Below are 21,933 nucleotides of genomic sequence, written 5' to 3' on the forward strand. Positions count from 1 at the left end.
AAGAAAGATAAGAAAGATAAAAAAGACAAATAACGCAACATGCTATTATTTATTTTATTTTCATTATTTTAAGCCAGAGGGATCCCTCTGGCTTTTTTTATGGTGTGTTTATTTTGATGTCATGATGTCGGGCAATGCCTTTGCGATATCAAGAAATGATGATTTGTCATCGAACACATGTGCGATTTGATGATCTTGATTAAGCAATACAGTTGTTGGGACACCTGTACAACCAAATTTGTCGTAAGTTTCTCGTCCACTGTCTTGTAAAACGAGGAAAGGAAGATTGTTTTTGATCGTGAAATCTTTACCGGCTTCTTCTGACCGTTCACGACCTGTCACGTTAATTGTTAAGAATGCTAATGTATCAGTATCTGCATGCTGGTAGAACTGTTCTTTCATCGGTAAATCTTTCATACAATCGGGGCACCAGGAAGCCCAGAATGTAATCATAACTGGTTTCCCCCTGAAGTCCGTTAAGCTGATGATTTCTCCGCTTTGTACTTCTTCTAACGCAAAGGACGGCGCTTGCACTATCAATCACCTCTTCAAAATTATTCTAAGGCTACTTTATCAAAAATTCGATTCTAATCAAACTTAATACACTGTAGGCTCTGTTTCACGATAATTTGGATTAACTTAGACATTCTTTAAAAAAATGAAAAGAATGATAATTCCGAAAAAAGTGTTTGACACTAATGCGCCACCTTGCTAAAATAAACTCAATTAAACAAAAACAAAATATTCTTACTTATCTAGAGAGGCGGAGGGACTGGCCCTATGAAGCCCGGCAACCGTCAAACCAATTGTGGTTTGAAAAGGTGCCAAATCCTGCAGGAGAAATCCTGAAAGATAAGCGGAGCTGATGAATAAATCAAGCCTCTCTGTCTTTCGGAGAGGTTTTTTTATATTGAAGCGACGTTTTCTTATAGCATTGTTTCTAGATTTATGGCTCATTATTATAGCCTTAATGAATAAAGATGGATTGCTCGAAAGGGGTGATAGGGGTTTGGAAAGTGAGACGAGATACGAAGCTCAGAACGTATTGATTGGATCGTTCACACTTGAGTCGGGCGAGACGCTACATGAAGTAGAACTCGCTTATGAACGCGTTGGACCAGAAGACGCTCCCGTTATTCTTGTCTGTCATGCATTAACAGGAAATCAATATACAATTGGTGATTCGGAGCCCGGCTGGTGGAAAGGATTAATAGGAAAGGATGGCTATATCGATACTTCCGAATTTCAAGTTATAACGTTTAACGTTCTTGGAGGATGTAACGGTTCTACAGGACCGCTATCGATTAATCCAGTCACCAGAGAACAGTATAAAGCGGACTTCCCATTTGTTTCAGTGAGAGATATGGTGCACTCACAGAAAAAGGCACTTGAAGTGTTAGGTATCGATCACCTTCATGCTGTGATTGGTGGATCACTTGGAGGAATGCAGGTTCTTGAATGGGGTGCCCTTTACCCAGATGGAATGGAGCATCTGATTCCACTTGCAGTAACTCCAAGCTTAAATACGTATGGAATAGCTTATAACGCGATTTCTAGATTTGCTATTACAAACGATCCTGATTGGAAGGATGGATACTACGATCCTCATCACCAGCCAACATCGGGGCTTGCAACTGCAAGAATGATCGGTATGATTTCTTATCGGACAGATGAAATGTTTCAAAAAAAATTCGGTCGAGCGGCGATCGAAACTTCAGAAGAAAATCATAAAGAAGCACAGTACGAAGTGGAATCTTATTTACACTATCAAGGAAATAAGCTTGTAAGCCGATTTGATGCAAATAGCTATTTGTATTTATTAAGGGCAATGGACACACATGATATTAGTAAAGGGCGAGGTAATCTTATATCCATCATCAAGAACATTAAAGCGAGCATTCTTGCTATTGGATTTAAAGGGGATTTAATCTATCCTCCAGAAGATTTAGAAAAATTGTTTGCTCAAGCTCATTCTTCTCCGTTTTATTTAATCAACACGAAATTTGGTCATGATGGATTTCTCGTTGAGTTTGATAAATGGGGACCGCTTATAAAGGAACAAGTAACATTAACTAAAAATATCGAAGGAGTGAAGTGAAATGGCAGAGAAAAAATATAATTTGGAGACAATTGGAATTCATGGAGGTTTACAAGCTGATCCAGCTACAGGCGCAAGGGCTCTACCGATTTATCAATCGAATGCTTATCGATTTAATAATACTGATCACGCAGCCGATTTATTTGCCTTAAAGGAAGAAGGGTTTATCTATTCGCGCATCGGCAACCCTACAGTCGGTACACTTGAAGAACGTATTGCTCAACTAGAAGGTGGTGTTGGAGCACTAGCTCTTGCAAGTGGTATGGCTGCCATTACAACTGCCATTCTAAATGTAGCCAATAGCGGAGACGAAATTGTATCTGCTTCGACTTTATACGGTGGAACGTATAACCTCTTTTCTGCTACACTTCCGAAATACGGAATAAAGACCAATTTTGTTGATCCTGAAGATCTGGAATCATTTAAATCAGCCATTACTCCAAATACGAAAGCTATTTTTGCAGAAACGATAGGCAACCCGGGTCTACATGTATTAGATATTGAAAAAGTAGCAGATATTGCACATGAAGCTGGAATCCCACTTATTATAGACAATACATTTGCTACTCCGTATCTTTGTAGACCAATTGAGCATGGAGCAGATATCGTCGTTCATTCCGCCACAAAATGGCTTGGCGGAAACGGGTCCACAATGGGAGGGATTATTGTCGATGGTGGTAAATTTGATTGGAATTCACCTAAGTTCCCGGGCTTCACCGAACCCGATCACACGTACCATGGCATAGTATTCGCAGAAGCGCTACCCGAAGCCGCGTATATCGTGAAAGCAAGGGTCCAGCTCCTAAGAGATACAGGTGCTGCGCTTAGTCCATTTAACGCTTTTCAAATTGCCCTAGGTGTAGAAACACTCCATGTTCGTATGAAAGAGCACATTGCAAATACTCGAAAAATCGTTTCTTACTTAAAAGATCATCCGGCAGTTGAGTGGGTGAGCTATCCTGAAGATGAGGATCACGTATCGAATCAATTGGTGCCAAAGTATCTACCTAAAGGCGCTGGAGCTGTCGTCGTATTCGGAATAAAGGGAGGACGCGAAACCGGAGCAGGAATCATTAATTCAGTTGAACTTTGGTCTCATGTAGCGAACGTGGGAGACGCGAAAAGTTTAATTATTCATCCTGCTAGCACGACCCACCAGCAGCTAAGTGCGGAAGAGCTAACAGCTTCCGGTGTGCGAGATGACCTCATTCGTTTATCTGTTGGAATTGAACATATTGATGATTTAATTGCTGACCTGGATCAGGCCATTGCAAAAGCAAAAGTTGAAGCTAACGTATAATTCAGCACTAAAGCTCTCTTCCATTTGAAGAGAGCTTTTTTTAGTTTAGCAGTTTTTTACTTCATTAAGTCTAATGTTGAATGAGAGACTAAGATGGCTAGTCTTCAAAGCTCATCATATATACACATGACAACTGTAAATAAACATACAGAAAGAAAGCTTACCTTTTTGGTGATGCAATGGTCAATTACGAAAGAGGACTAAGCCGTTTGGTCGTTACTAGTTTAATCTTTTTTTTTCAATAAGTAAATCGAGTCGTGATTTTTTCTACTATGCTTTTTCATAAAAACGAGAGCTTCGCTATGATGCTACTCATTGAGATAGGTTTGTTGTTTCATTCAATTCGTATCAAATTGGATAAAATAATTAGAACAATCCAGGTTTATACTTGAATGAGTTATAGCTCAGTATAGGAATTCTCACAGAAGATAGCACTGCGTATGGCGTTGGCAGGTGTAAAGTATATAAGATATATTTAAAATTTTTTGGGAATGGTTTAAAGATCAGGAGAGGGCTTGGCCAAGAAAAGGTACAGATGGATCCAGATCTTTCTTTTAAATTTCCTTGTCATAAAACAACTAAAACTGTAAGCGTTTTATTGAATTTATAATTAAAAATTTTTCGTGTGATTAAATCTCACGCATATCAACGTTGTAAGCGTTTCCAAATAGATTGATATATCGAAATTATCAAAAAACTTATATTTTAGGTGTTGACCTTAAGTCCAAACCGGCGTAATATAATCCTCAATTAAACAAAGTATTCAAATAACTCAAACACACAATTAGGACCCCGGATTACGTTGGTCCTATCATTAAACACTAACGCTTTACTGCGTCTACTTAACAAACAGAAAGGAGTGAACAAGGTGAGTGAACAGTGGATCTACCTTAACGGAGAATTTGTGAAGAAAGAAGATGCCAAAGTATCTGTATACGATCATGGTTTTCTCTATGGCGATGGGGTATTCGAAGGAATTCGCATGTATGACGGAAATGTCTTTCGATTAGAACATCATTTACAACGGCTTTATGATTCAGCTCATTCAATTATGCTTAAAATAACGCACACTATGGAGGAAATGACCGCCATTATTGTGGAAACGCTGAAGAAAAACAACCTTCAGGATGCCTATATCCGCATTGTTGTATCACGCGGAGTTGGGAACCTGGGACTTGATCCTTTCACATGTAAGGAACCTCAAGTGATCGTTATTGCAGAATCACTAGCCTTGTTCCCTAAGCGATTATATGAAACAGGAATTGATATTGTAACGGTAGCAAGTAGAAGAAACCGATCGGATGTCTTAAGTCCGAAGGTTAAATCGCTCAACTATTTAAATAACATTCTTGTAAAAATCGAAGCGAATTTAGCTGGTGTCAGCGAAGCTCTAATGTTAAATGATCAGGGATATGTCGCTGAAGGATCAGCTGATAATATATTCATCGTAAAAGGCAATGTGATCAAAACACCGCCTGGATATGTTGGTGCATTAGAAGGAATTACGCGAAATGCCATTATGGAATTAGCAAGACAAAAGGGATATGACATGAGAGAAGAAACTTTCACACGTCATGATGTCTATGTTGCAGATGAAGTGTTCCTAACTGGAACAGCTGCTGAAGTTATTGCGGTCGTAAAAGTAGATGGTCGAGAAATTGGTGAAGCAAAGCCGGGTAAAACGACGAACGAGTTGCTTGGAGCATTTCGAGATATCGTCACTGTCGATGGTGTCAGTGTTTACCCTTCAAAACGAGACGTTCAAGCAGGATAATTCTTACAAAATAAATATCAATAATCGATGACGAGGCAAAAGAAACAGGAATTGGTATTAACCAGAGAGCCGGTAGTGGTGGAAGCCGGTATTACCCCCTGTATCGACATCCCCTCCGAGTGCTGATCTGAATCAAGTAACATAGGATCAGCCAAGTGTTCTAAAAACACTTGTTATCAAAACGAGCAGTTTGCTCATGAGGCGGCATCTTTTTGTCGCAAAGTAGGGTGGTACCGTGAAGTCTTTTCGCCCCTATGGACCGTAAAAAAAGCGGCGTAGGGATGAGAAGGCTTTTTTTTATTAGTAATAAACAGTGAAATACGCAAACCCGTTATCGAACGGAGGCGTGCAACACAATAAAGCATTGGAGGGTATGAATATGCGGGCGAAGGCTAAACCAGAAGCCGAAGCGGTAACAGCGGAAATGACCGGGGCAGACGTATTGATTGACTCTTTAAAAAAAGAAAATGTTGAAGTTCTCTTCGGATATCCGGGAGGAGCAGTTCTTCCGATCTATGATGCACTTTATCGATCGCCAATTAAACACATTCTCTCAAAGCATGAACAAGGTTCCATTCATGCGGCTGAAGGATATGCGAGGGTTAGTGGGAAACCTGGTGTAGTTATTGCAACATCAGGTCCAGGAGCAACAAACCTCGTAACGGGGATTACAGATGCCATGATGGATTCATTACCACTGGTTATCTTCACTGGGCAGGTTGCAAGTACGGTGATTGGTACAGATGCCTTTCAAGAAGCAGATATTATGGGAATTACAGCACCAATTACAAAACATAATTATCAGGTGCGTGACGTTCAGGATCTACCAAGAATTATTAAAGAAGCGTTCCATATTGCAACAACAGGACGTCCCGGTCCAGTTCTAGTTGATATCCCTAAGGATGTGGCGAACAAAACCATTTCACCCGGCTATGATTCTACTATTCATCTACCCGGCTATCAGCCAACTTTCTCGCCAAACATTTTGCAGATCAAGAAGCTCGCGGATGCGGTTGGTGCAGCAAAGAAACCGGTGATTTTAGCTGGAGCTGGTGTTCTCCACGCGAATGCAGGAAAAGAACTCGTCGCTTTTTCTGAGAAGCATCGCATTCCAGTCATCAATACATTACTTGGTTTAGGAAGCTACCCTGGCAATCATCCTCTATTCCTTGGAATGGGAGGAATGCACGGAACGTACACAGCGAATATGGCACTTTATGAATGTGACTTGTTAATTAGCATTGGTGCACGATTTGATGATAGATTAACAGGTAACCTTGACCATTTTGCCATTCATGCAACGGTTGCTCACATCGACGTTGATCCTGCAGAAATTGGGAAAAACGTTCCTACTCAGATTCCAATCGTATCTGATGCAAGAGAGGCATTGAAGAAGCTTCTAGATATTGATTCACCAGTTCCAGATACAGAGGATTGGCGTAAGGTGCTAACTCAAAATAGTGAAGATTTCCCACTTTGGAAGAAAACATCTTCAACGGAATTTCTTCCACAGCGAGTAGTTGAACTCGTGCATGAATACACGAAGGGAGACGCTATTGTTACGACGGACGTTGGTCAACATCAAATGTGGGCGGCTCAGTACTACGCATTTGCAGATGCCAACCGATGGGTAACATCTGGTGGACTTGGCACGATGGGCTTTGGTTTCCCTTCCGCGATTGGAGCACAGCTCGCATTCCCTGAACAAACGGTTGTGGCTCTTACGGGAGACGGGGGATTTCAGATGACATTACAGGAGCTATCGACTCTCCAAGAGTTAAACCTTCCTGTGAAAGTAGTCATCATGAACAATCAGACGCTTGGAATGGTGAGGCAGTGGCAGGAAGCTTTTTATGAAGAACGCTATTCTCAATCCCTTATACCTGTACAGCCAGATTTTGTGAAGCTTGGTGAAGCTTACGGTATCCAATCTTTTAAAGTAACCAATGAAGAAGAAGCAAAAGTTGTTTTTGAAGAAGCCTTTTCTCACCGAGATCCAGTTTTGATCGACTGTAGAGTAGCTGGAAAGGAAAATGTATATCCAATGATTGCACCTGGTAAAGGGCTTCATCAGATGATTGGGGTGAAACCATGAAACGAATCGTAACTGCAACAGTGATTAACCAAAGTGGTGTTCTAAACCGCATTACGGGGTTGATGACCAAGCGGCAATTTAACATTGAAAGCATAACGGTTGGTCATACCGAGACAGAAGGGGTATCCAAAATGACCTTTGTCGTTAATGTCGACGGTGATGCGAAGATTGAGCAGCTGATCAAACAGCTCAATAAGCAGATTGATGTTTTGAAAGTAACTGATATAACGGATCAAGCTATCGTTGTCCGAGAATTAGCGTTAATTAAGGTGATAAGTAACGCCCAAATTAGAAGTGAGATTTCAGGAATTATTGAGCCGTTTAGGGCTTCTATCATCGATGTCAGTCGAGAGAGCATTACCGTACAAGTAACGGGTAACTCCGACAAAATTGAAGCGATTCTAGACCTTCTTAGGCCATATGGCATTAAGGAAATGGTTCGAACAGGTATAACGGCTTTCCCAAGAGGAAGTCAAAAGTCAGTAACAGATTTGAAGCAGTATTCCATTTTAAATTAACTAATAAACCTAAATATGAAGGGATGAATGAAAATGGCAAAAGTATACTATAACGGTGATATCAACGAGGGAATGCTAAAAGCAAAGAAAATCGCAGTAGTTGGTTACGGATCTCAAGGTCATGCGCATGCACTAAATCTTCGCGAGAGTGGTTTTGATGTAACAGTCGGCTTACGTAAAGGGCGTTCATGGAATCAAGCAGAGGAAGATGGTTTTGATGTAAAAACAGTAAAGGAAGCAAGTGATGAAGCAGATGTTATCATGATTCTTCTTCCAGATGAGTATCAGCCTGAAGTGTACAAAGAGGAAATCGAACCAGGTCTTCGTGCTGGAAATGCGCTAGTCTTTGCTCACGGGTTTAACGTTCACTTCAATCAAGTTGTACCCCCATCAGATGTGGATGTTTTCCTTGTTGCTCCAAAAGGACCTGGACACCTTGTAAGAAGAACATTTGAAGATGGTGCAGGGGTTCCAGCACTATTCGGTGTTTATCAGGACGTATCTGGTAACGCAAAAGAGCTTGCACTAGCTTATGCAAAAGGAATCGGCGGTGCTCGTGCTGGGGTACTTGAAACATCCTTCAAAGAAGAAACTGAAACAGATCTTTTTGGTGAACAGGCGGTCCTATGTGGCGGATTATCCTCACTAGTAAAAGCTGGATTTGAAACGCTCACGGAAGCGGGATATCAACCAGAAGTCGCTTACTTCGAATGTTTGCACGAGCTAAAGCTTATTGTTGACTTGATGTATGAAGATGGTATTGCTGGTATGCGTTATTCGATCTCTGACACAGCTCAGTGGGGGGACTTCGTATCTGGACCACGTGTTGTTGATGCTGATACAAAAGCGCGTATGAAAGATATTCTTGAAGATATCCAAACAGGTAAATTTGCGAAGGGCTGGATCCTAGAAAATAAACTAAATCGTCCAGAATTCCACGCGATCAACGAGAAAGAGAAGAATCATCCAATCGAGCAAGTAGGAAAAGAGCTTCGTGCGATGATGCCATTCGTGAAACCAAAATCAAAGAAGGAAGTGGTTGCTAGTGCGAAAGATTAATGTATTCGATACAACGCTTCGTGACGGAGAACAGTCAGCCGGAGTCAATCTGAATGCATTAGAGAAGCTGGAAATCGCGAAGCAGCTTGAGAGACTTGGAGTCGACATTATGGAAGCAGGCTTTCCTGCTGCTTCCAAAGGTGACTTCCAGGGTGTGAAGAACATTGCTGATACTGTAAGGGATGTATCCGTTACCGGTCTTGCGAGAGCGAATATGAAAGACATTGATGCAGCATGGGATGCTTTAAAAGGTGGCGCTGATCCAAGACTTCATGTTTTTCTTGCAACGTCTCCCATTCATATGACTCACAAGCTAAAGAAGACGCCTGATGAAGTAGTTGAAACAGCAGTTGAAGCAGTGAAGTATGCCAAGAAATTTTTCCCGAAAGTGCAGTGGTCAGCAGAAGATGCTTGCCGCTCCGACCGCTCCTTTCTTGCAAAGATTATTAAAGAAGTGATTGATGCAGGAGCATCTGTCATTAATATTCCAGATACAGTTGGATACAGAAGTCCACAGGAATACGGAGAACTGTTCACTTATTTGCGAAACAATGTTCCGAATATTGAGGGCGTTGATCTTTCTGCCCATTGCCATAATGACCTAGGGATGGCGGTAGCGAATTCCCTAGCTGCGATTGAATGTGGCGCGACTCAAATAGAAGGAACGATTAATGGTATTGGAGAACGCGCTGGTAACGCAGCAATTGAGGAAGTTGCCGTTGCGCTTCGAATTCGCAATGATTTCTACCAAGCAGAAACAGGATTGAAGCTTGATGAAATTAAACGAACAAGCAACCTTGTCAGCAAGCTTACTGGCATGGCGGTTCCTGGTAATAAAGCAGTTGTTGGGGCGAATGCTTTTGCTCATGAATCAGGAATTCACCAGGATGGGGTATTAAAAGAAAAAACAACCTATGAAATTATTAGTCCACAGCTTATCGGTGTTCAGTCGAATAGTCTTGTTCTTGGAAAACACTCTGGCCGTCACGCCTTTAGAGATAAAGTGAAGGATTTAGGTTTTGAACTTGACGAAGCGAAGATTAATGAGGCATTTGCAGACTTTAAAGATCTTGCTGATAAGAAGAAGCAGGTTACGGAAGATGACCTTTTCGCATTGTTAACTGATATTCAAACAGATGAATTTGTTGATAAATATGAGATTCATAGTATTCAAGTACAGTATGGAACTGCAAACATTCCGACGGCTACTATTTCAATTGAGAAGCCTGATGGAACCATGATTCAACAAGCTGGAACAGGATCGGGTAGTGTAGAAGCGATCTATAACACGCTTGAAGCAATGATTCCTGGCACACTTCAGCTTCAGGACTATCGAATTAATTCCGTCGGTGGTGGAAGAGATGCTCTTGCTGAAGTTCATGTGCGAGTCATGTATAACGGGGTTGAGTCGAATGGTCGCGGCACAGCGCAGGATGTTCTTGAATCTTCCGCTATTGCTTACTTGAATGCAGTGAATCGCGTTCTTGCTCGTGAAAGCTATCAAGTTAATAAAAAAGCGCACGTCTAACAGGGAGGTTAGAAGGATGAAGAGAAAAGTTGCGGTATTACCCGGTGATGGAATTGGTAAAGAAGTAATGGAAGGAACGATGAAAGTTCTAAATGCCGTGGCAGATCGATTTGGCCATACGTTTGAATTTCAACAGGGAAGAATTGGAGGGGCTGCTATTGATGAGGATGGCTCGCCACTACCAGATGAAACACTGCGTATCTGTAGGGAAAGCGATGCTGTTCTACTAGGTGCTGTCGGTGGTCCTAAGTGGGAAATTCTTCCTGGCCATCTTCGTCCTGAACGAGGTCTTCTTGGTATTCGAAAAGAACTAGGCTTGTTTGCGAACCTTCGTCCTGTGACGGCATTTGAAAGTCTATTAGATGCATCTCCACTTAAACCGGATCGGATTAAAGGTGTGGATATGTTAATTGTTCGCGAATTAACGGGTGGTTTGTACTTCGGTACTCCGAGTGAGCGTCGTCAAAATGGGAAAGAAGTTGTTGATACGCTTCATTACACAAGAGAAGAAATCGAACGTATTGTGGATCAGGGATTTGAAGCTGCAAGTAAGCGAAACAAGAAATTAACGAGCGTAGATAAAGCGAACGTTCTAGAATCAAGCCGAATGTGGAGAGAAATCGTTGAAGAAAAAGCGAAGAATTATCCTGAAGTAGAAGTGGAGCATATGCTTGTCGATGCGGCAGCAATGAAACTGGTTCAAAACCCGGCTCACTTTGATGTTATTGTAACGGAGAATCTATTTGGAGATATTTTGAGCGATGAAGCCTCGATGATCACAGGATCACTTGGAATGTTGCCTTCCGCAAGTCTTCGTAGCGACGGTTTTGGAATGTATGAACCAGTACACGGTTCAGCGCCAGACATCGCAGGGAAAAATCTTGCGAATCCACTGGCGATGATTTTATCAAGTGCAATGATGCTGAAGTATTCATTCGATATGAATGAAGAAGCGGAGTCAATCGAAAAGGCTGTGAAAGAAGTACTTGATGCCGGATATTATACGAATGATCTTGCAAATGGCTCGCCGAAAGCACTTGGGACAGACGCTATGATCAAGAAAGTGATTTATCAATTAGAAGAAGCGGATGCCACAGCAGGCATCATGGAAGCATACGCTTAATGACAAACAGGTAAGAGGAGGATGGGTGTGGAGCCGAAAACGATTATTGAAAAGATTTGGGATAAACACGTTGTGCATGAAGAAGAAGGTAGCCCGGATCTCCTATATATAGACTTGCATCTTGTTCATGAAGTAACTTCTCCGCAGGCATTTGAGGGTCTGCGGATGAATAATAGAAGTGTAAGAAGACCAGATTTAACCTTTGCTACTATGGACCATAACGTTCCAACCATTGCACGTCATATTATTAATGACCCTGTATCAAAAGTTCAAATGGAGAAGCTTGAAGAGAACTGTCATGAATTTGGAGTGGAAATCGCCGATATTAATCATCCAGATCAAGGGATTGTTCACGTCATTGGTCCTGAGCTAGGCTTAACGCAGCCAGGAAAAACGATCGTTTGTGGTGACAGTCATACCTCAACACATGGGGCGTTTGGTGCCCTTGCCTTTGGGATTGGAACGAGTGAAGTAGAGCATGTTCTTTCTGCTCAAACGCTATGGCAATCAAGACCCAAAACAATTGAAATACGTGTGAACGGACGCCTTGGTTCTGGGGTGACAGCTAAAGATTTAATTCTTGCTGTTATTGCTAAATTTGGTGTTAATGCAGGTACTGGCGCGGTTGTGGAGTACACAGGCGAAGCGATTCGAAATATGACAATGGAAGAACGTATGACTGTTTGTAACATGTCGATTGAAGCTGGCGCAAAAGCAGGGCTTATTAGCCCAGATGAGACGACCTTTTCCTATTTAAAAGGAAAAAGACATGTTCCAGAAGATTTCGATCGAGCCGTTGTTGAGTGGAAAGAGCTCGCATCTGATCCAGGGGCAACGTATGATGAAGTGCTCGAAATTGGAGCTGACGAAATCGAGCCACAAGTAACATGGGGGACGAATCCTTCAATGGGATCTTCTGTTTATGCTCGCGTTCCTTTCCCTGAGGATTATGCAGATCCAGGTGACCAAAAAGCAATTAAGCAAGCACTTGCCTATATGGATCTTAAACCGGGAACACCTATTCAGAATATAGATATTCAATATGTTTTCATCGGATCGTGTACGAATTCACGATTAAGTGATCTGCGCTCAGCTGCTGATATTGTTCGTGGTCGAAAAGTTCATGAAGGTGTGACAGCTCTCGTAGTACCTGGATCTAAATCAGTGAAGGATGCAGCTGAAGCAGAAGGGTTAGATACAATCTTTAAAGAAGCTGGGTTTGAGTGGCGAGAAGCAGGATGTAGCATGTGTCTTGCGATGAATGATGACATTGTTCCACCAGGCGAGCGCTGCGCGTCTACATCTAACCGTAATTTTGAAGGGCGTCAGGGGAATGGCGCTAGAACACATCTTGTCAGCCCAGCTATGGCTGCAGCTGCTGCCATTGAAGGCCGATTTACAGACGCTAGAAAAATAAAACCTCTTGTAGTGTAAAAGGAGTGAGACGTCCTGGAACCGATTAATAAATACAAAGGGATCGTTTATCCCCTTGAGCAGGTTAACGTAGATACAGATCAAATTATTCCGAAGCAATTTTTAAAGAGAATTGAACGGCAAGGCTTTGGTCAGTTTCTTTTTTACAATTGGCGGTTTGATGATGATGGTCAACCGCGTGAAGATTTTAATTTGAACGAACAACAATACCAGCATGCTTCTATTCTAGTGTCGGGTAAAAACTTTGGGTGTGGTTCATCAAGAGAACATGCTCCATGGGCCCTTCTAGATTATGGTTTTCGAATTGTCATTGCGACAAGCTTTGCTGATATCTTTTATAACAACTGTGTAAAAAACGGTATACTTCCTATCGCTCTTGATCAAGAAACGATCTCGGAGCTTTTTCAAAAAGCAAAGGATGGATACGAACTTAGCGTAGACCTAAGTAAACAGCAAGTAATTGATGGAGAAGGACTAAATGCGTCGTTCGAGATCGATCCTTATTGGAAAGAAATGCTGTTAAATGGATGGGATGAAGTATCTCGAACTTTATCTCTCGAAGATAAAATTAAATTATATGAAGAAAAACAACTTGTAGGAGAGTGAATGACGTTGGGAATTACCAGGAGAAATATAACGTTCATGTCGTAAAAGCAATGGAGAATTTGCTGGAAGCCGTCCACAGGACCCCGCTTCAGCAGTCGACAACGCTTAATGATTATACAAATAAAGATGTCTTCATGAAGATGGAAAACCTTCAACGAACGGGTTCCTTCAAACTTCGAGGTGCCTATAACAAAGTTGCGTCGCTAACGGATATTGAGGCAGCGCGAGGGATTGTTGCTGCATCGGCTGGAAACCATGCTCAGGGAGTGGCGCTTTCTGCTAGAGAGCGTGGAATTAAAGCTAAGATTTATATGCCCGTCCATACACCGACAAGCAAAATTGATGCGACGCGATCTTATGGAGCAGAGGTTGTTCTTGAAGGAGAATCGTATAACGAAGCGTTTAGTGGAGCGGATCGTGAGCGTGTTGAGAAAGGGGCCACATTCGTTCATGCTTTCGATGATCCTGAAGTAATGGCAGGACAGGGAACGGTTGCACTCGAAATGATGCAACAATGTCCTGACTTAGATACGATTCTCGTACCTGTTGGAGGTGGAGGATTGTTAGCTGGAATGGCGATGGCGATTAAGTCGTTCTTTCCTCACGTGAAAATCATCGGAGTCCAGGCTTCTGAAGCATCTGCGACATGGAATCGATTTAAAGGTACTGGTCCTCTTGTCCTTCAATCTGTCAAATCGATTGCAGACGGTATTTCTGTGAAAGAAGCTGGAAAATTAACTTTTCCAATTATTGAAGAGCTTGTTGATGATATGCTAACCGTGTCAGAAGTAGAAATTGCTGCAGCGATTGTCTTTATGCTTGAGAGACACAAAACGCTTGTAGAAGGTGCGGGTGCTGCATCGATAGCTGCTGTCTTATGCAAGTCAAATCGTTTAGAAGGTAAGAGAATTGGTGTTGTTGTTAGTGGAGGGAATGCGGATCTTGCGAAAATATCCCTTTATAAACAACTTTCTCAACGAGCGAAAACCATCAGGCGAATAAGCTGATGGTTTTCTAATGGGATTCAAAGTATATATTTTAGATTATTCCGACTTTTTGCTCAGTAATTGACACTCATAAAGTACCATGCTAGAATTCATTTAGCACTTAACCACAGTAAAGTAATAACAACTATATATCTCTTATTCAGAGAGGTGGAGGGACTGGCCCTATGAAGCCCGGCAACCGTCAAACGACTCGTTTGAAAAGGTGCCAATTCCTGCAAAGCGATTGCTTTGAGAAATGAGAGGAAGACATCGATTTATCAAATGCCTTTCTGCTCAAAGCAGAAGGGCATTTTTTTACTTTACTATACAAAGTGATAAGCGAATTAGGCTTCTAAGTGCACAGAAATAAAGAACAAAGGCATGGGACTGAAGTCCTTTTTCAGGTAGCTGATCATGCAAATGCATAAAGGATGTGAGACATGTGATTGAGCTTAAAGGCATTAATAAGACCTTCTTTTCGAAATCCGGGAAGGTGGAAGCCGTTAAGGATGTTAACCTTGAAGTCAAAAAAGGCGAAATATTTGGTGTTATTGGCTACAGTGGTGCTGGGAAAAGTACGCTAATTCGAATGCTTAACCTTCTTGAGAGACCTACTGATGGGACAGTCACAGTAGCTGGTAATAATCTATCTTCTCTTAATGGGAAAGATCTTCGTGCAGCAAGACAGGAAATCGGTATGATTTTCCAGCATTTTAATATTCTCTGGTCAAGAACGGTACGTGATAACATCGCCTTTCCTCTTGAAATATCAGGTGTTCCGAAAGAAAAGAGAATGAAGCGTGTTGATGAATTAATTAACCTTGTTGGACTCGAAGGTAGGGAAGGAGCTTATCCTTCACAGCTAAGTGGTGGACAAAAGCAGCGAGTGGGTATTGCGAGAGCACTTGCTAACAATCCAAAGGTTTTGCTTCGTGATGAAGCTACTTCTGCTTTAGATCCTAAAACGACGGATAGCATTCTAGAACTTCTGACTGAAATTAATCAGAAACTTGGCCTAACGATTGTCCTCATCACGCATGAAATGCACGTCATACGCAAAATTTGCCATCGTGTAGCCGTTATGGAGAATGGACGAGTAGTGGAGAATGGTTCTGTCCTTGAAGTTTTCCACCATCCACAGGAAGAGATTACGAAAGACTTTGTTAATCAGCTAAGCGAGCCTGAAGAAATGAAGGAATCGATTGCACATCTGGCAACGAGTCAGGATGGAGAACTTGTTCAGTTTACCTTTGTGAAAGGAAAAACAGGTTCACCACTTGTGACAGAGTTGATTCGTGAATTTGATGTGGAAGTCAACATTATTCAAGGGAAGATTTCTCATACACAGGATGGTCCTTATGGAAAACTTTCTGTGTTCCTTAAAGGGGAACCAGCTGTGGTAGAAAAGGCCTTGAATTATGTGCAGGCCCAAGGTGTTAAAGCGGAGGTGATTACGAATGACTGAATCGTTATTTCCTAACGTCAGGTGGGAATCTATGTGGGAAGCCACTCTACAAACAGCGTACATGACGGCAATTTCGGTTCTGGCAACGTTTATTCTCGGAATCCTCCTTGGTTTATTGTTGTTTCTAACAGGTAGAGGGAACATATGGGAAAACAAATTTGTGAATAGTATTATTGCCGGAGTCGTGAACTTATTTCGCTCCATACCATTTATCATTTTGATTATCTTGCTGATCCCTCTTTCGGTTTACATTATAGGGACGATGCTAGGTGCTAATGCTGCCCTTCCAGCCCTTATTGCAGGAGCAGCGCCATTTTATGCGAGGATGGTTGAAATTGCTTTACGTGAAGTAGATAAAGGGGTCATTGAAGCTTCTCAGTCAATGGGAGCATCCAATGGTTCGATTATTTTTAAAGTGCTTCTACCAGAAGCAATGCCAGCCCTTATTTCAGGGATTACTGTGACGGCGATAGCTCTTGTAAGCTACACCGCTATGGCTGGTGTTGTAGGCGCAGGGGGTCTCGGAAACCTAGCTTATCTTGAAGGTTTCCAAAGGAATAATCCTGATGTGACACTTGTTGCAACAGTATTGATATTAGTAATTGTTGCGATTCTTCAGGTTTGTGGAGACATTGCAACACGAGTAATAGACAAAAGATAATGAGGAGAAAAGGAGAGATTATGATGAAAAAGTTTTTATCGCTAATCGTAGTTCTTGCTCTTGCAGTGCTTGCTGCGTGTGGGAATAATGGCGGAAGCAGCGAAGGTTCTGGTGACGGTGAAGATTCGAAGAAAATCGTAGTAGGTGCCTCAAACATCCCCCATGCTGAAATTCTTGAAGAAGCTAAGCCGATGTTAGAGGAAAAAGGAATAGAGCTTGAAATTAAAACATTCCAGGATTATATTCTACCTAATAAGACGCTTGCAAATGGTGAATTAGATGCAAACTATTTCCAAACAATTCCTTATATGGACTTGCAAATGGAAGAAAACGATAATTATGACTTCGTGAATGCTGGAGGCATTCATATCGAGCCAATCGGTGTTTACTCACAGGATTACAAGAGCTTAGATGAGCTTCCTGATGGTGCTCAGATCATAATGAGTAACTCTGTTTCTGACCATGGACGTATGCTCTCATTACTTGAAGCACAGGGTCTTATCACATTAAAAGAAGGCGTAAAGGCTTCAGATGCAACGGTTGAAGATATTGCTGAAAACCCTAAGAATATTGATTTCAAAACAGATGTTGAGGCTTCACTGCTTCCGCAGATTTACCAGCAAGGTGAAGGTGATGCAGTGATGATCAATACAAACTATGCGATTGATGCAGGGCTTAATCCTCAAGAAGATGCCATCGCACTTGAAGATTCAGACTCACCATATGTGAATGTGATTACAGTAAACAAAGGTGACGAAGACAATGAAGCGATCAAGGCGTTAGTAGAAGTTCTTCATTCTGATGAAATTCAGAGTTTTATTGAAGAAGAATACGATGGCGCTGTTGTACCAGTAGACGAATAAGAAAGAAAAAAAGGTTCTCCGCCAAAACGACGGAGGACCTTTTTTTAATTATTTTAATGTTGGAAAACTGGCTTCATCGCTTCTTTTAACGTTTTTGCAGAATGGTGCAATTGGTCTAGCTCGGTTTGATCAAGGTCAAGTTCAATAATTTCACGAATGCCGTTGTTATTTACAATCGCGGGTACGCCAATATACAAATCATCTAAACCATATTCGCCTTCAAGTAACGTAGAGATGGTAAGAATAGAGTTTTCATTTCGAATAATTGCTCTTGTTAACCGTACGAGGCCCATTGCGATACCGTAGTATGTTGCTCCCTTACGATTAATGATATGATAAGCCGCATCGCGAACATTGACGAAAAGCGCATCAAGATCTTCTTTAGCCTCTGGTTTATCTTTAATAAGAGACATGATTGGTCGACTACCGATTGTAGCATGACTCCAGACAGGAAGTTCAGTATCACCATGTTCCCCGAGAATATAGCCATGTACATTTCTAGAATCTACATTAAAATAGTCGCTCAGTAAATAACGGAATCGAGCCGTATCGAGAATCGTACCTGAGCCGATAACCCGTTCTTTAGGCAAGCCTGAGAACTTCCAAGTCGCATAAGTAAGCACATCTACAGGATTCGTTGCAACGATAAAAATACCATCAAATCCACTTTCCATAACGCTTGAAACGATTGTTTTAAAGATCGCAGTGTTTTTATCAATAAGGTCTAAGCGTGTTTCACCTGGTGCCTGATTTGCGCCCGCTGCGATCACGACAATATCTGCGCCTTTGCAATCGGGATAGTCGCCAGCCCAAATTTTCATTGGAGCGCCAAAAGGAAGGCCGTGATTTAAGTCTCTTGCTTCCCCTTCGGCTTTTTCTTTATTTACGTCGATTAGTACAAGTTCGTTTACTAGTTCTTGATTCAATAACGAGAAGGCATAGCTTGTCCCTACAAATCCAGTGCCAATTAATGCTACGCGCGTTGTTTTTCCTTCATACATCATCTTCACCTCTGCTAGTAGATATTGTCTTCATAAGCATCATAACGTATCCGTTTACTTATTAGTGTGACATACATCACATGTAAACGCACTCATCCAAAAACAATTTAAAGAAAATGATGGATAGCTTTGTTACCCAATTCTCATACTAGTACGGATGATATTGAATAAAGGAGGCCTGTGTCTTGAAACAGGAACAGGAATTTAACAACTTTGCAGAAGCGGCGCTACATGATTATAAAGAAGGATTAGGAATGTTTACAGAGAAGATGCCGCAGTTAGCCAAGAAGTATTCGGCATTTACTGAAGCGTGTTTTAAAGATGGGGAAGTGAGTCAAAAGGAGAAACAAATGATTGCGCTCGGTATATCTATTTTTTCACAAGATGAATATTGCATTATCTACCATACGAAAGGTTGTCTTGATCAAGGATGTTCTGAACAAGAAATACTTGAAACGGTAGGAGTGACAGCTGCATTTGGTGGTGGCGCAGCGATGAGCCAGGCCGTTACTCTCGTACAGGAATGTATGAAAGATTTGAACCAACCGAAGCATTAATGAATTCGTGTTTCTACTATTTAAATAGTGTATTGTGTCGAAGGACTGAAATAGGGTGGATATGGGAGGAAAAGTAAGAATGGATGTTTTTTAACTATTCAGAACTTCTTTCACCACTCCGGAACCCCCCTCAGCCCTTAAAATGCTGTTTGTAGCTACTAATGTAACGTGGTAAAGTAATTTTTGTAAGTAAAACGATATTGAAAGGATTGATTCATTATTAGCCCCATGCGGTTAAACCACACACCTGAAATGGAAAAGGCGATGTACCAGTCTCACGGAGTTGGCTATGCGGAGTATAGTCGTAATTTCAACAAGCGAATGCAAGTCGAGCGAGAGCGTGAGCTGGATCACCGTCGGAGTCTCAAAATGGTTAGTGAATTCGACCGTAAACTATCTAGATGAATCAGCATCCAAAATAACTATGATATACGAAAAACCAGTCTTACGACTGGTTTTTTTGTATGAAGATAATCACGTGTATTTCGTTGTAGCTCTGGTGATTAAATGGTAGGCTTAGAAAGGTATGCAACGAAAATATAAACGATTCATTCTCAATTTGAATAGCAAGCTATACCTTGGCTAACGCTAGAAAGTATGAGTCTTGCGTTCCTTGATATTAGTTTGGATTTGTTATAAAATAAGAATGAAAATAGATTGAGAATGACTCAGCACACATTCCTTGACATACACCTTATAGGTACTACAATAAGGAAGGAATAGTATAAACGTTATTGGAGGTATTCACAAATGGCAGCATCAACTCTAAAGATTGAGAATCTTCATGTTTCCATTGAGGGAAAAGAGATTATCAAAGGATTGAACCTTGAAATAAATGGTGGAGAAATTCACGCAGTAATGGGGCCGAACGGTACAGGGAAATCTACCCTTGCTTCTGCAATTATGGGCCATCCGAAATACGAAATCACTGAAGGCAGTGTCTTCCTTGATAATGAAGATGTACTTGAAATGGAAGTTGATGAGCGTGCAAAAGCTGGACTCTTCCTTGCAATGCAATATCCAAGTGAAGTAAGTGGCGTAACAAACGCTGATTTCCTTCGTTCTGCAATTAATGCTCGTCGTGAAGAAGGCGATGAAATTTCTCTAATGAAATTCATCAAAAAGCTAGACGGTAAAATGGCTGAACTTGATATGGGTGAAGAATTTGCACAGCGTTACCTTAACGAAGGTTTCTCTGGTGGTGAAAAGAAACGTAACGAAATTCTTCAGCTTATGATGCTTGAACCAAAAATCGCTGTTCTGGATGAAATTGACTCCGGTCTAGATATCGATGCGCTTAAAGTTGTTTCTAAAGGTGTTAATGCTATGCGCAATGAGAGCTTCGGTTGCTTGATCATTACTCACTATCAGCGTCTATTGAACTACATTACTCCTGATAAAGTACACGTTATGATGCAAGGTCGCATTGTGAAATCAGGCGGTGCGGAACTAGCACAGCGTCTTGAAGAAGAAGGTTATGAGTGGATTAAAGAAGAACTTGGAATTAAAGACGAAACAGTTGGTCAAGAAGCGTAAGCAGTAAGGAGGATGACAATGTCAGTGGATACGAAAATTGCATTCGATCAAGAATACATTAAATCTTATTCAGAAAAACGTCAGGAGCCGCAATGGATGGCCTCTCTTCGTTTAAAGGCTTTAGAGAAGTCAGAAAGTCTTCCAATGCCAAGACCTGATAAAACAAAAATCGATAAGTGGAATTTCACTTCATTTAAACACGATGTAGCTGGAGAAGCGATTTCATCACTTGATGATCTTCCTGAAGATGTGCGCGATCTTGTTGCTAAAGATCAACAGTCAGGAAATCTTCTTGTGCACCGTAACTCTACACCTGTTTTCAATCAGCTATCGAATGAGCTGAAAGAACAAGGTGTGATTTTCACAGATATTCAAACAGCTCTTCAAAATCATGGTGATCTAGTTGAGAAGTATTTCATGAAAGACGTTATGAAGGTTGATGAGAACCGTTTAACTGCCGTTCATGCAGCACTTCTTAATAGCGGTACTTTCTTGTATGTACCTCGCAATGTAGAAGTTGAAGTGCCAATCCAAGCACTAAATTGGCAAGAAGACCCTGAAGCTGGGATATTCAACCACGTGATTATCGTAGCAGAGGATAATAGTTCTGTGACATATGTTGAGAACTTCTTATCTTATGGTCACGATGTTGAATCCGTTGCGAACATTATTGCTGAAGTTCATGTAGGACAGAATGCTCGCGTTACGTTTGGTTCTGTTGATAACCTTGCAAAAGGTGTCACTACTTACGTAAATCGCCGTGCAAATGTGGCGCGAGACGGTAAAGTTGATTGGGCTCTTGCTCAAATGAACGATGGCAACACGGTTTCTACAAATACAACGCACCTTATTGGTGATGGTTCTTATGCTGATTCTAAGACTGTAACAATCGGTCGTGGAAGCCAGAGTCAGAACTTCACTAATCAGATTTTCCATCACGGTCAAAACTCTGAGGGTGTTCTTCTTGTGCACGGTGTCCAAAAAGATAGTGCTAGCGCCATCTTTAACGGTGTTACGAAGATTGAACACGGTGCTAAGAAATCAAACGGTGAGCAAACACAGCGCGTTCTAATGATGAATGAGAAAGCGCGTGGGGATGCAAATCCGATCCTTCTTATTGACGAAGATGATGTTATGGCAGGCCACGCTGCATCTGTTGGTAAAGTTGATCCAATTCAGCTTTATTATTTGCAAAGTCGCGGGATTTCCCGTCAAGAGGCTGAACGTTTGATCATCCACGGTTTCCTCGCTCCAGTTATTAACGAACTTCCGATCGAAGGTGTTCGTAAACGTGCGGTTGAGGTAACTGAAGGGAAAGTTAATTAAATG

Annotated in this window: 19 protein-coding genes and 2 riboswitches; of the genes, 17 read left to right on the forward strand and 2 right to left on the reverse strand. The window is 41.5% G+C overall.

Annotation, left to right across the window (positions count from 1 at the left end; genetic code table 11):
* Positions 1-108: 108 nt before the first annotated feature.
* A complete protein-coding gene (locus tag ACIFPW_RS20705) occupies positions 109-534 on the reverse strand; it encodes a TlpA disulfide reductase family protein (RefSeq protein WP_430246971.1) in 426 nt (141 codons plus the stop codon).
* Positions 535-748: 214 nt separating this feature from the next.
* A riboswitch (SAM riboswitch) is annotated at positions 749-859 on the forward strand.
* A gap of 150 nt (positions 860-1,009) precedes the next feature.
* Here ACIFPW_RS20705 and metX point away from each other — a divergent pair.
* The 14 genes from metX to ACIFPW_RS20775 all read left to right on the forward strand — a co-directional run bounded on the left by metX (position 1,010) and on the right by ACIFPW_RS20775 (position 17,510).
* A complete protein-coding gene (gene metX, locus ACIFPW_RS20710; RefSeq protein ID WP_430246972.1) occupies positions 1,010-2,098 on the forward strand; it encodes a homoserine O-acetyltransferase MetX in 1,089 nt (362 codons plus the stop codon).
* A gap of 1 nt (position 2,099) precedes the next feature.
* Positions 2,100-3,398: an O-acetylhomoserine aminocarboxypropyltransferase/cysteine synthase family protein gene (locus ACIFPW_RS20715; RefSeq protein WP_430246973.1), complete on the forward strand. Its 1,299-nt coding sequence runs from the start codon at positions 2,100-2,102 to the stop codon at positions 3,396-3,398.
* 868 nt (positions 3,399-4,266) lie between these two features.
* Positions 4,267-5,172, forward strand: coding sequence for a branched-chain-amino-acid transaminase (ilvE, locus tag ACIFPW_RS20720; protein WP_430246974.1), 906 nt, complete (start codon positions 4,267-4,269; stop codon positions 5,170-5,172).
* A gap of 373 nt (positions 5,173-5,545) precedes the next feature.
* Positions 5,546-7,267: an acetolactate synthase large subunit gene (gene ilvB / locus ACIFPW_RS20725; RefSeq protein WP_408962576.1), complete on the forward strand. Its 1,722-nt coding sequence runs from the start codon at positions 5,546-5,548 to the stop codon at positions 7,265-7,267.
* Positions 7,264-7,785 carry an acetolactate synthase small subunit gene (gene ilvN / locus ACIFPW_RS20730; RefSeq protein WP_194218971.1) on the forward strand — a complete coding sequence of 174 codons (522 nt, stop codon included), beginning with the start codon at positions 7,264-7,266 and terminating at the stop codon, positions 7,783-7,785. Before ilvB ends, ilvN begins: the two co-directional genes overlap by 4 nt.
* A gap of 33 nt (positions 7,786-7,818) precedes the next feature.
* Positions 7,819-8,844 carry a ketol-acid reductoisomerase gene (ilvC, locus tag ACIFPW_RS20735; protein ID WP_430246975.1) on the forward strand — a complete coding sequence of 342 codons (1,026 nt, stop codon included), beginning with the start codon at positions 7,819-7,821 and terminating at the stop codon, positions 8,842-8,844.
* Positions 8,831-10,372 (forward strand): 2-isopropylmalate synthase, encoded by a 1,542-nt coding sequence (locus tag ACIFPW_RS20740; protein ID WP_430246976.1) that lies wholly within the window; start codon positions 8,831-8,833, stop codon positions 10,370-10,372. The genes ilvC and ACIFPW_RS20740 overlap by 14 nt, the downstream gene beginning before the upstream one ends.
* Before the next feature lie 16 nt (positions 10,373-10,388).
* On the forward strand, positions 10,389-11,495 hold the full coding sequence (leuB, locus tag ACIFPW_RS20745; protein WP_430246977.1) for a 3-isopropylmalate dehydrogenase: 1,107 nt from the start codon (positions 10,389-10,391) through the stop codon (positions 11,493-11,495).
* A 27-nt stretch (positions 11,496-11,522) separates the two neighbouring features.
* On the forward strand, positions 11,523-12,929 hold the full coding sequence (gene leuC, locus ACIFPW_RS20750) for a 3-isopropylmalate dehydratase large subunit (protein ID WP_430246978.1): 1,407 nt from the start codon (positions 11,523-11,525) through the stop codon (positions 12,927-12,929).
* Positions 12,930-12,944: 15 nt separating this feature from the next.
* Positions 12,945-13,535, forward strand: coding sequence for a 3-isopropylmalate dehydratase small subunit (gene leuD / locus ACIFPW_RS20755; RefSeq protein WP_194219601.1), 591 nt, complete (start codon positions 12,945-12,947; stop codon positions 13,533-13,535).
* Positions 13,532-14,542: a threonine ammonia-lyase gene (gene ilvA / locus ACIFPW_RS20760; RefSeq protein ID WP_430246979.1), complete on the forward strand. Its 1,011-nt coding sequence runs from the start codon at positions 13,532-13,534 to the stop codon at positions 14,540-14,542. The genes leuD and ilvA overlap by 4 nt, the downstream gene beginning before the upstream one ends.
* A 132-nt stretch (positions 14,543-14,674) precedes the next feature.
* Positions 14,675-14,784, forward strand: a riboswitch (SAM riboswitch).
* 179 nt (positions 14,785-14,963) lie between these two features.
* Entirely contained in the window at positions 14,964-15,986 is a 1,023-nt protein-coding gene (locus ACIFPW_RS20765; RefSeq protein WP_430246980.1) for a methionine ABC transporter ATP-binding protein, read from the forward strand.
* Positions 15,979-16,647 carry a methionine ABC transporter permease gene (locus tag ACIFPW_RS20770; protein ID WP_430246981.1) on the forward strand — a complete coding sequence of 223 codons (669 nt, stop codon included), beginning with the start codon at positions 15,979-15,981 and terminating at the stop codon, positions 16,645-16,647. Before ACIFPW_RS20765 ends, ACIFPW_RS20770 begins: the two co-directional genes overlap by 8 nt.
* 23 nt (positions 16,648-16,670) lie before the next feature.
* Positions 16,671-17,510, forward strand: coding sequence for a MetQ/NlpA family ABC transporter substrate-binding protein (locus tag ACIFPW_RS20775; RefSeq protein WP_430246982.1), 840 nt, complete (start codon positions 16,671-16,673; stop codon positions 17,508-17,510).
* A 53-nt stretch (positions 17,511-17,563) separates the two neighbouring features.
* Here the strand turns inward: ACIFPW_RS20775 and ACIFPW_RS20780 are convergent, their stop codons facing one another.
* Positions 17,564-18,514, reverse strand: coding sequence for an L-lactate dehydrogenase (locus ACIFPW_RS20780; protein ID WP_430246983.1), 951 nt, complete (start codon positions 18,512-18,514; stop codon positions 17,564-17,566).
* 251 nt (positions 18,515-18,765) lie between these two features.
* On the opposite strand from ACIFPW_RS20780, the gene ACIFPW_RS20785 reads away from it, so the two are divergent.
* The 3 genes from ACIFPW_RS20785 (at position 18,766) to sufD (ending at position 21,930) form a co-directional block, all read left to right on the forward strand.
* Positions 18,766-19,068, forward strand: coding sequence for a carboxymuconolactone decarboxylase family protein (locus ACIFPW_RS20785; RefSeq protein ID WP_194219604.1), 303 nt, complete (start codon positions 18,766-18,768; stop codon positions 19,066-19,068).
* A 750-nt stretch (positions 19,069-19,818) separates the two neighbouring features.
* Positions 19,819-20,604: a Fe-S cluster assembly ATPase SufC gene (gene sufC / locus ACIFPW_RS20790; protein WP_430246984.1), complete on the forward strand. Its 786-nt coding sequence runs from the start codon at positions 19,819-19,821 to the stop codon at positions 20,602-20,604.
* Positions 20,605-20,622: 18 nt separating this feature from the next.
* Positions 20,623-21,930 (forward strand): Fe-S cluster assembly protein SufD, encoded by a 1,308-nt coding sequence (gene sufD, locus ACIFPW_RS20795; RefSeq protein ID WP_430246985.1) that lies wholly within the window; start codon positions 20,623-20,625, stop codon positions 21,928-21,930.
* Positions 21,931-21,933 lie beyond the last annotated feature (3 nt).

Source organism: Pseudalkalibacillus sp. NRS-1564 (genome assembly GCF_050467905.1).
In the GTDB taxonomy this organism is placed as follows: Bacteria; Bacillota; Bacilli; order Bacillales; family Guptibacillaceae; genus Guptibacillus; species Guptibacillus hwajinpoensis_B.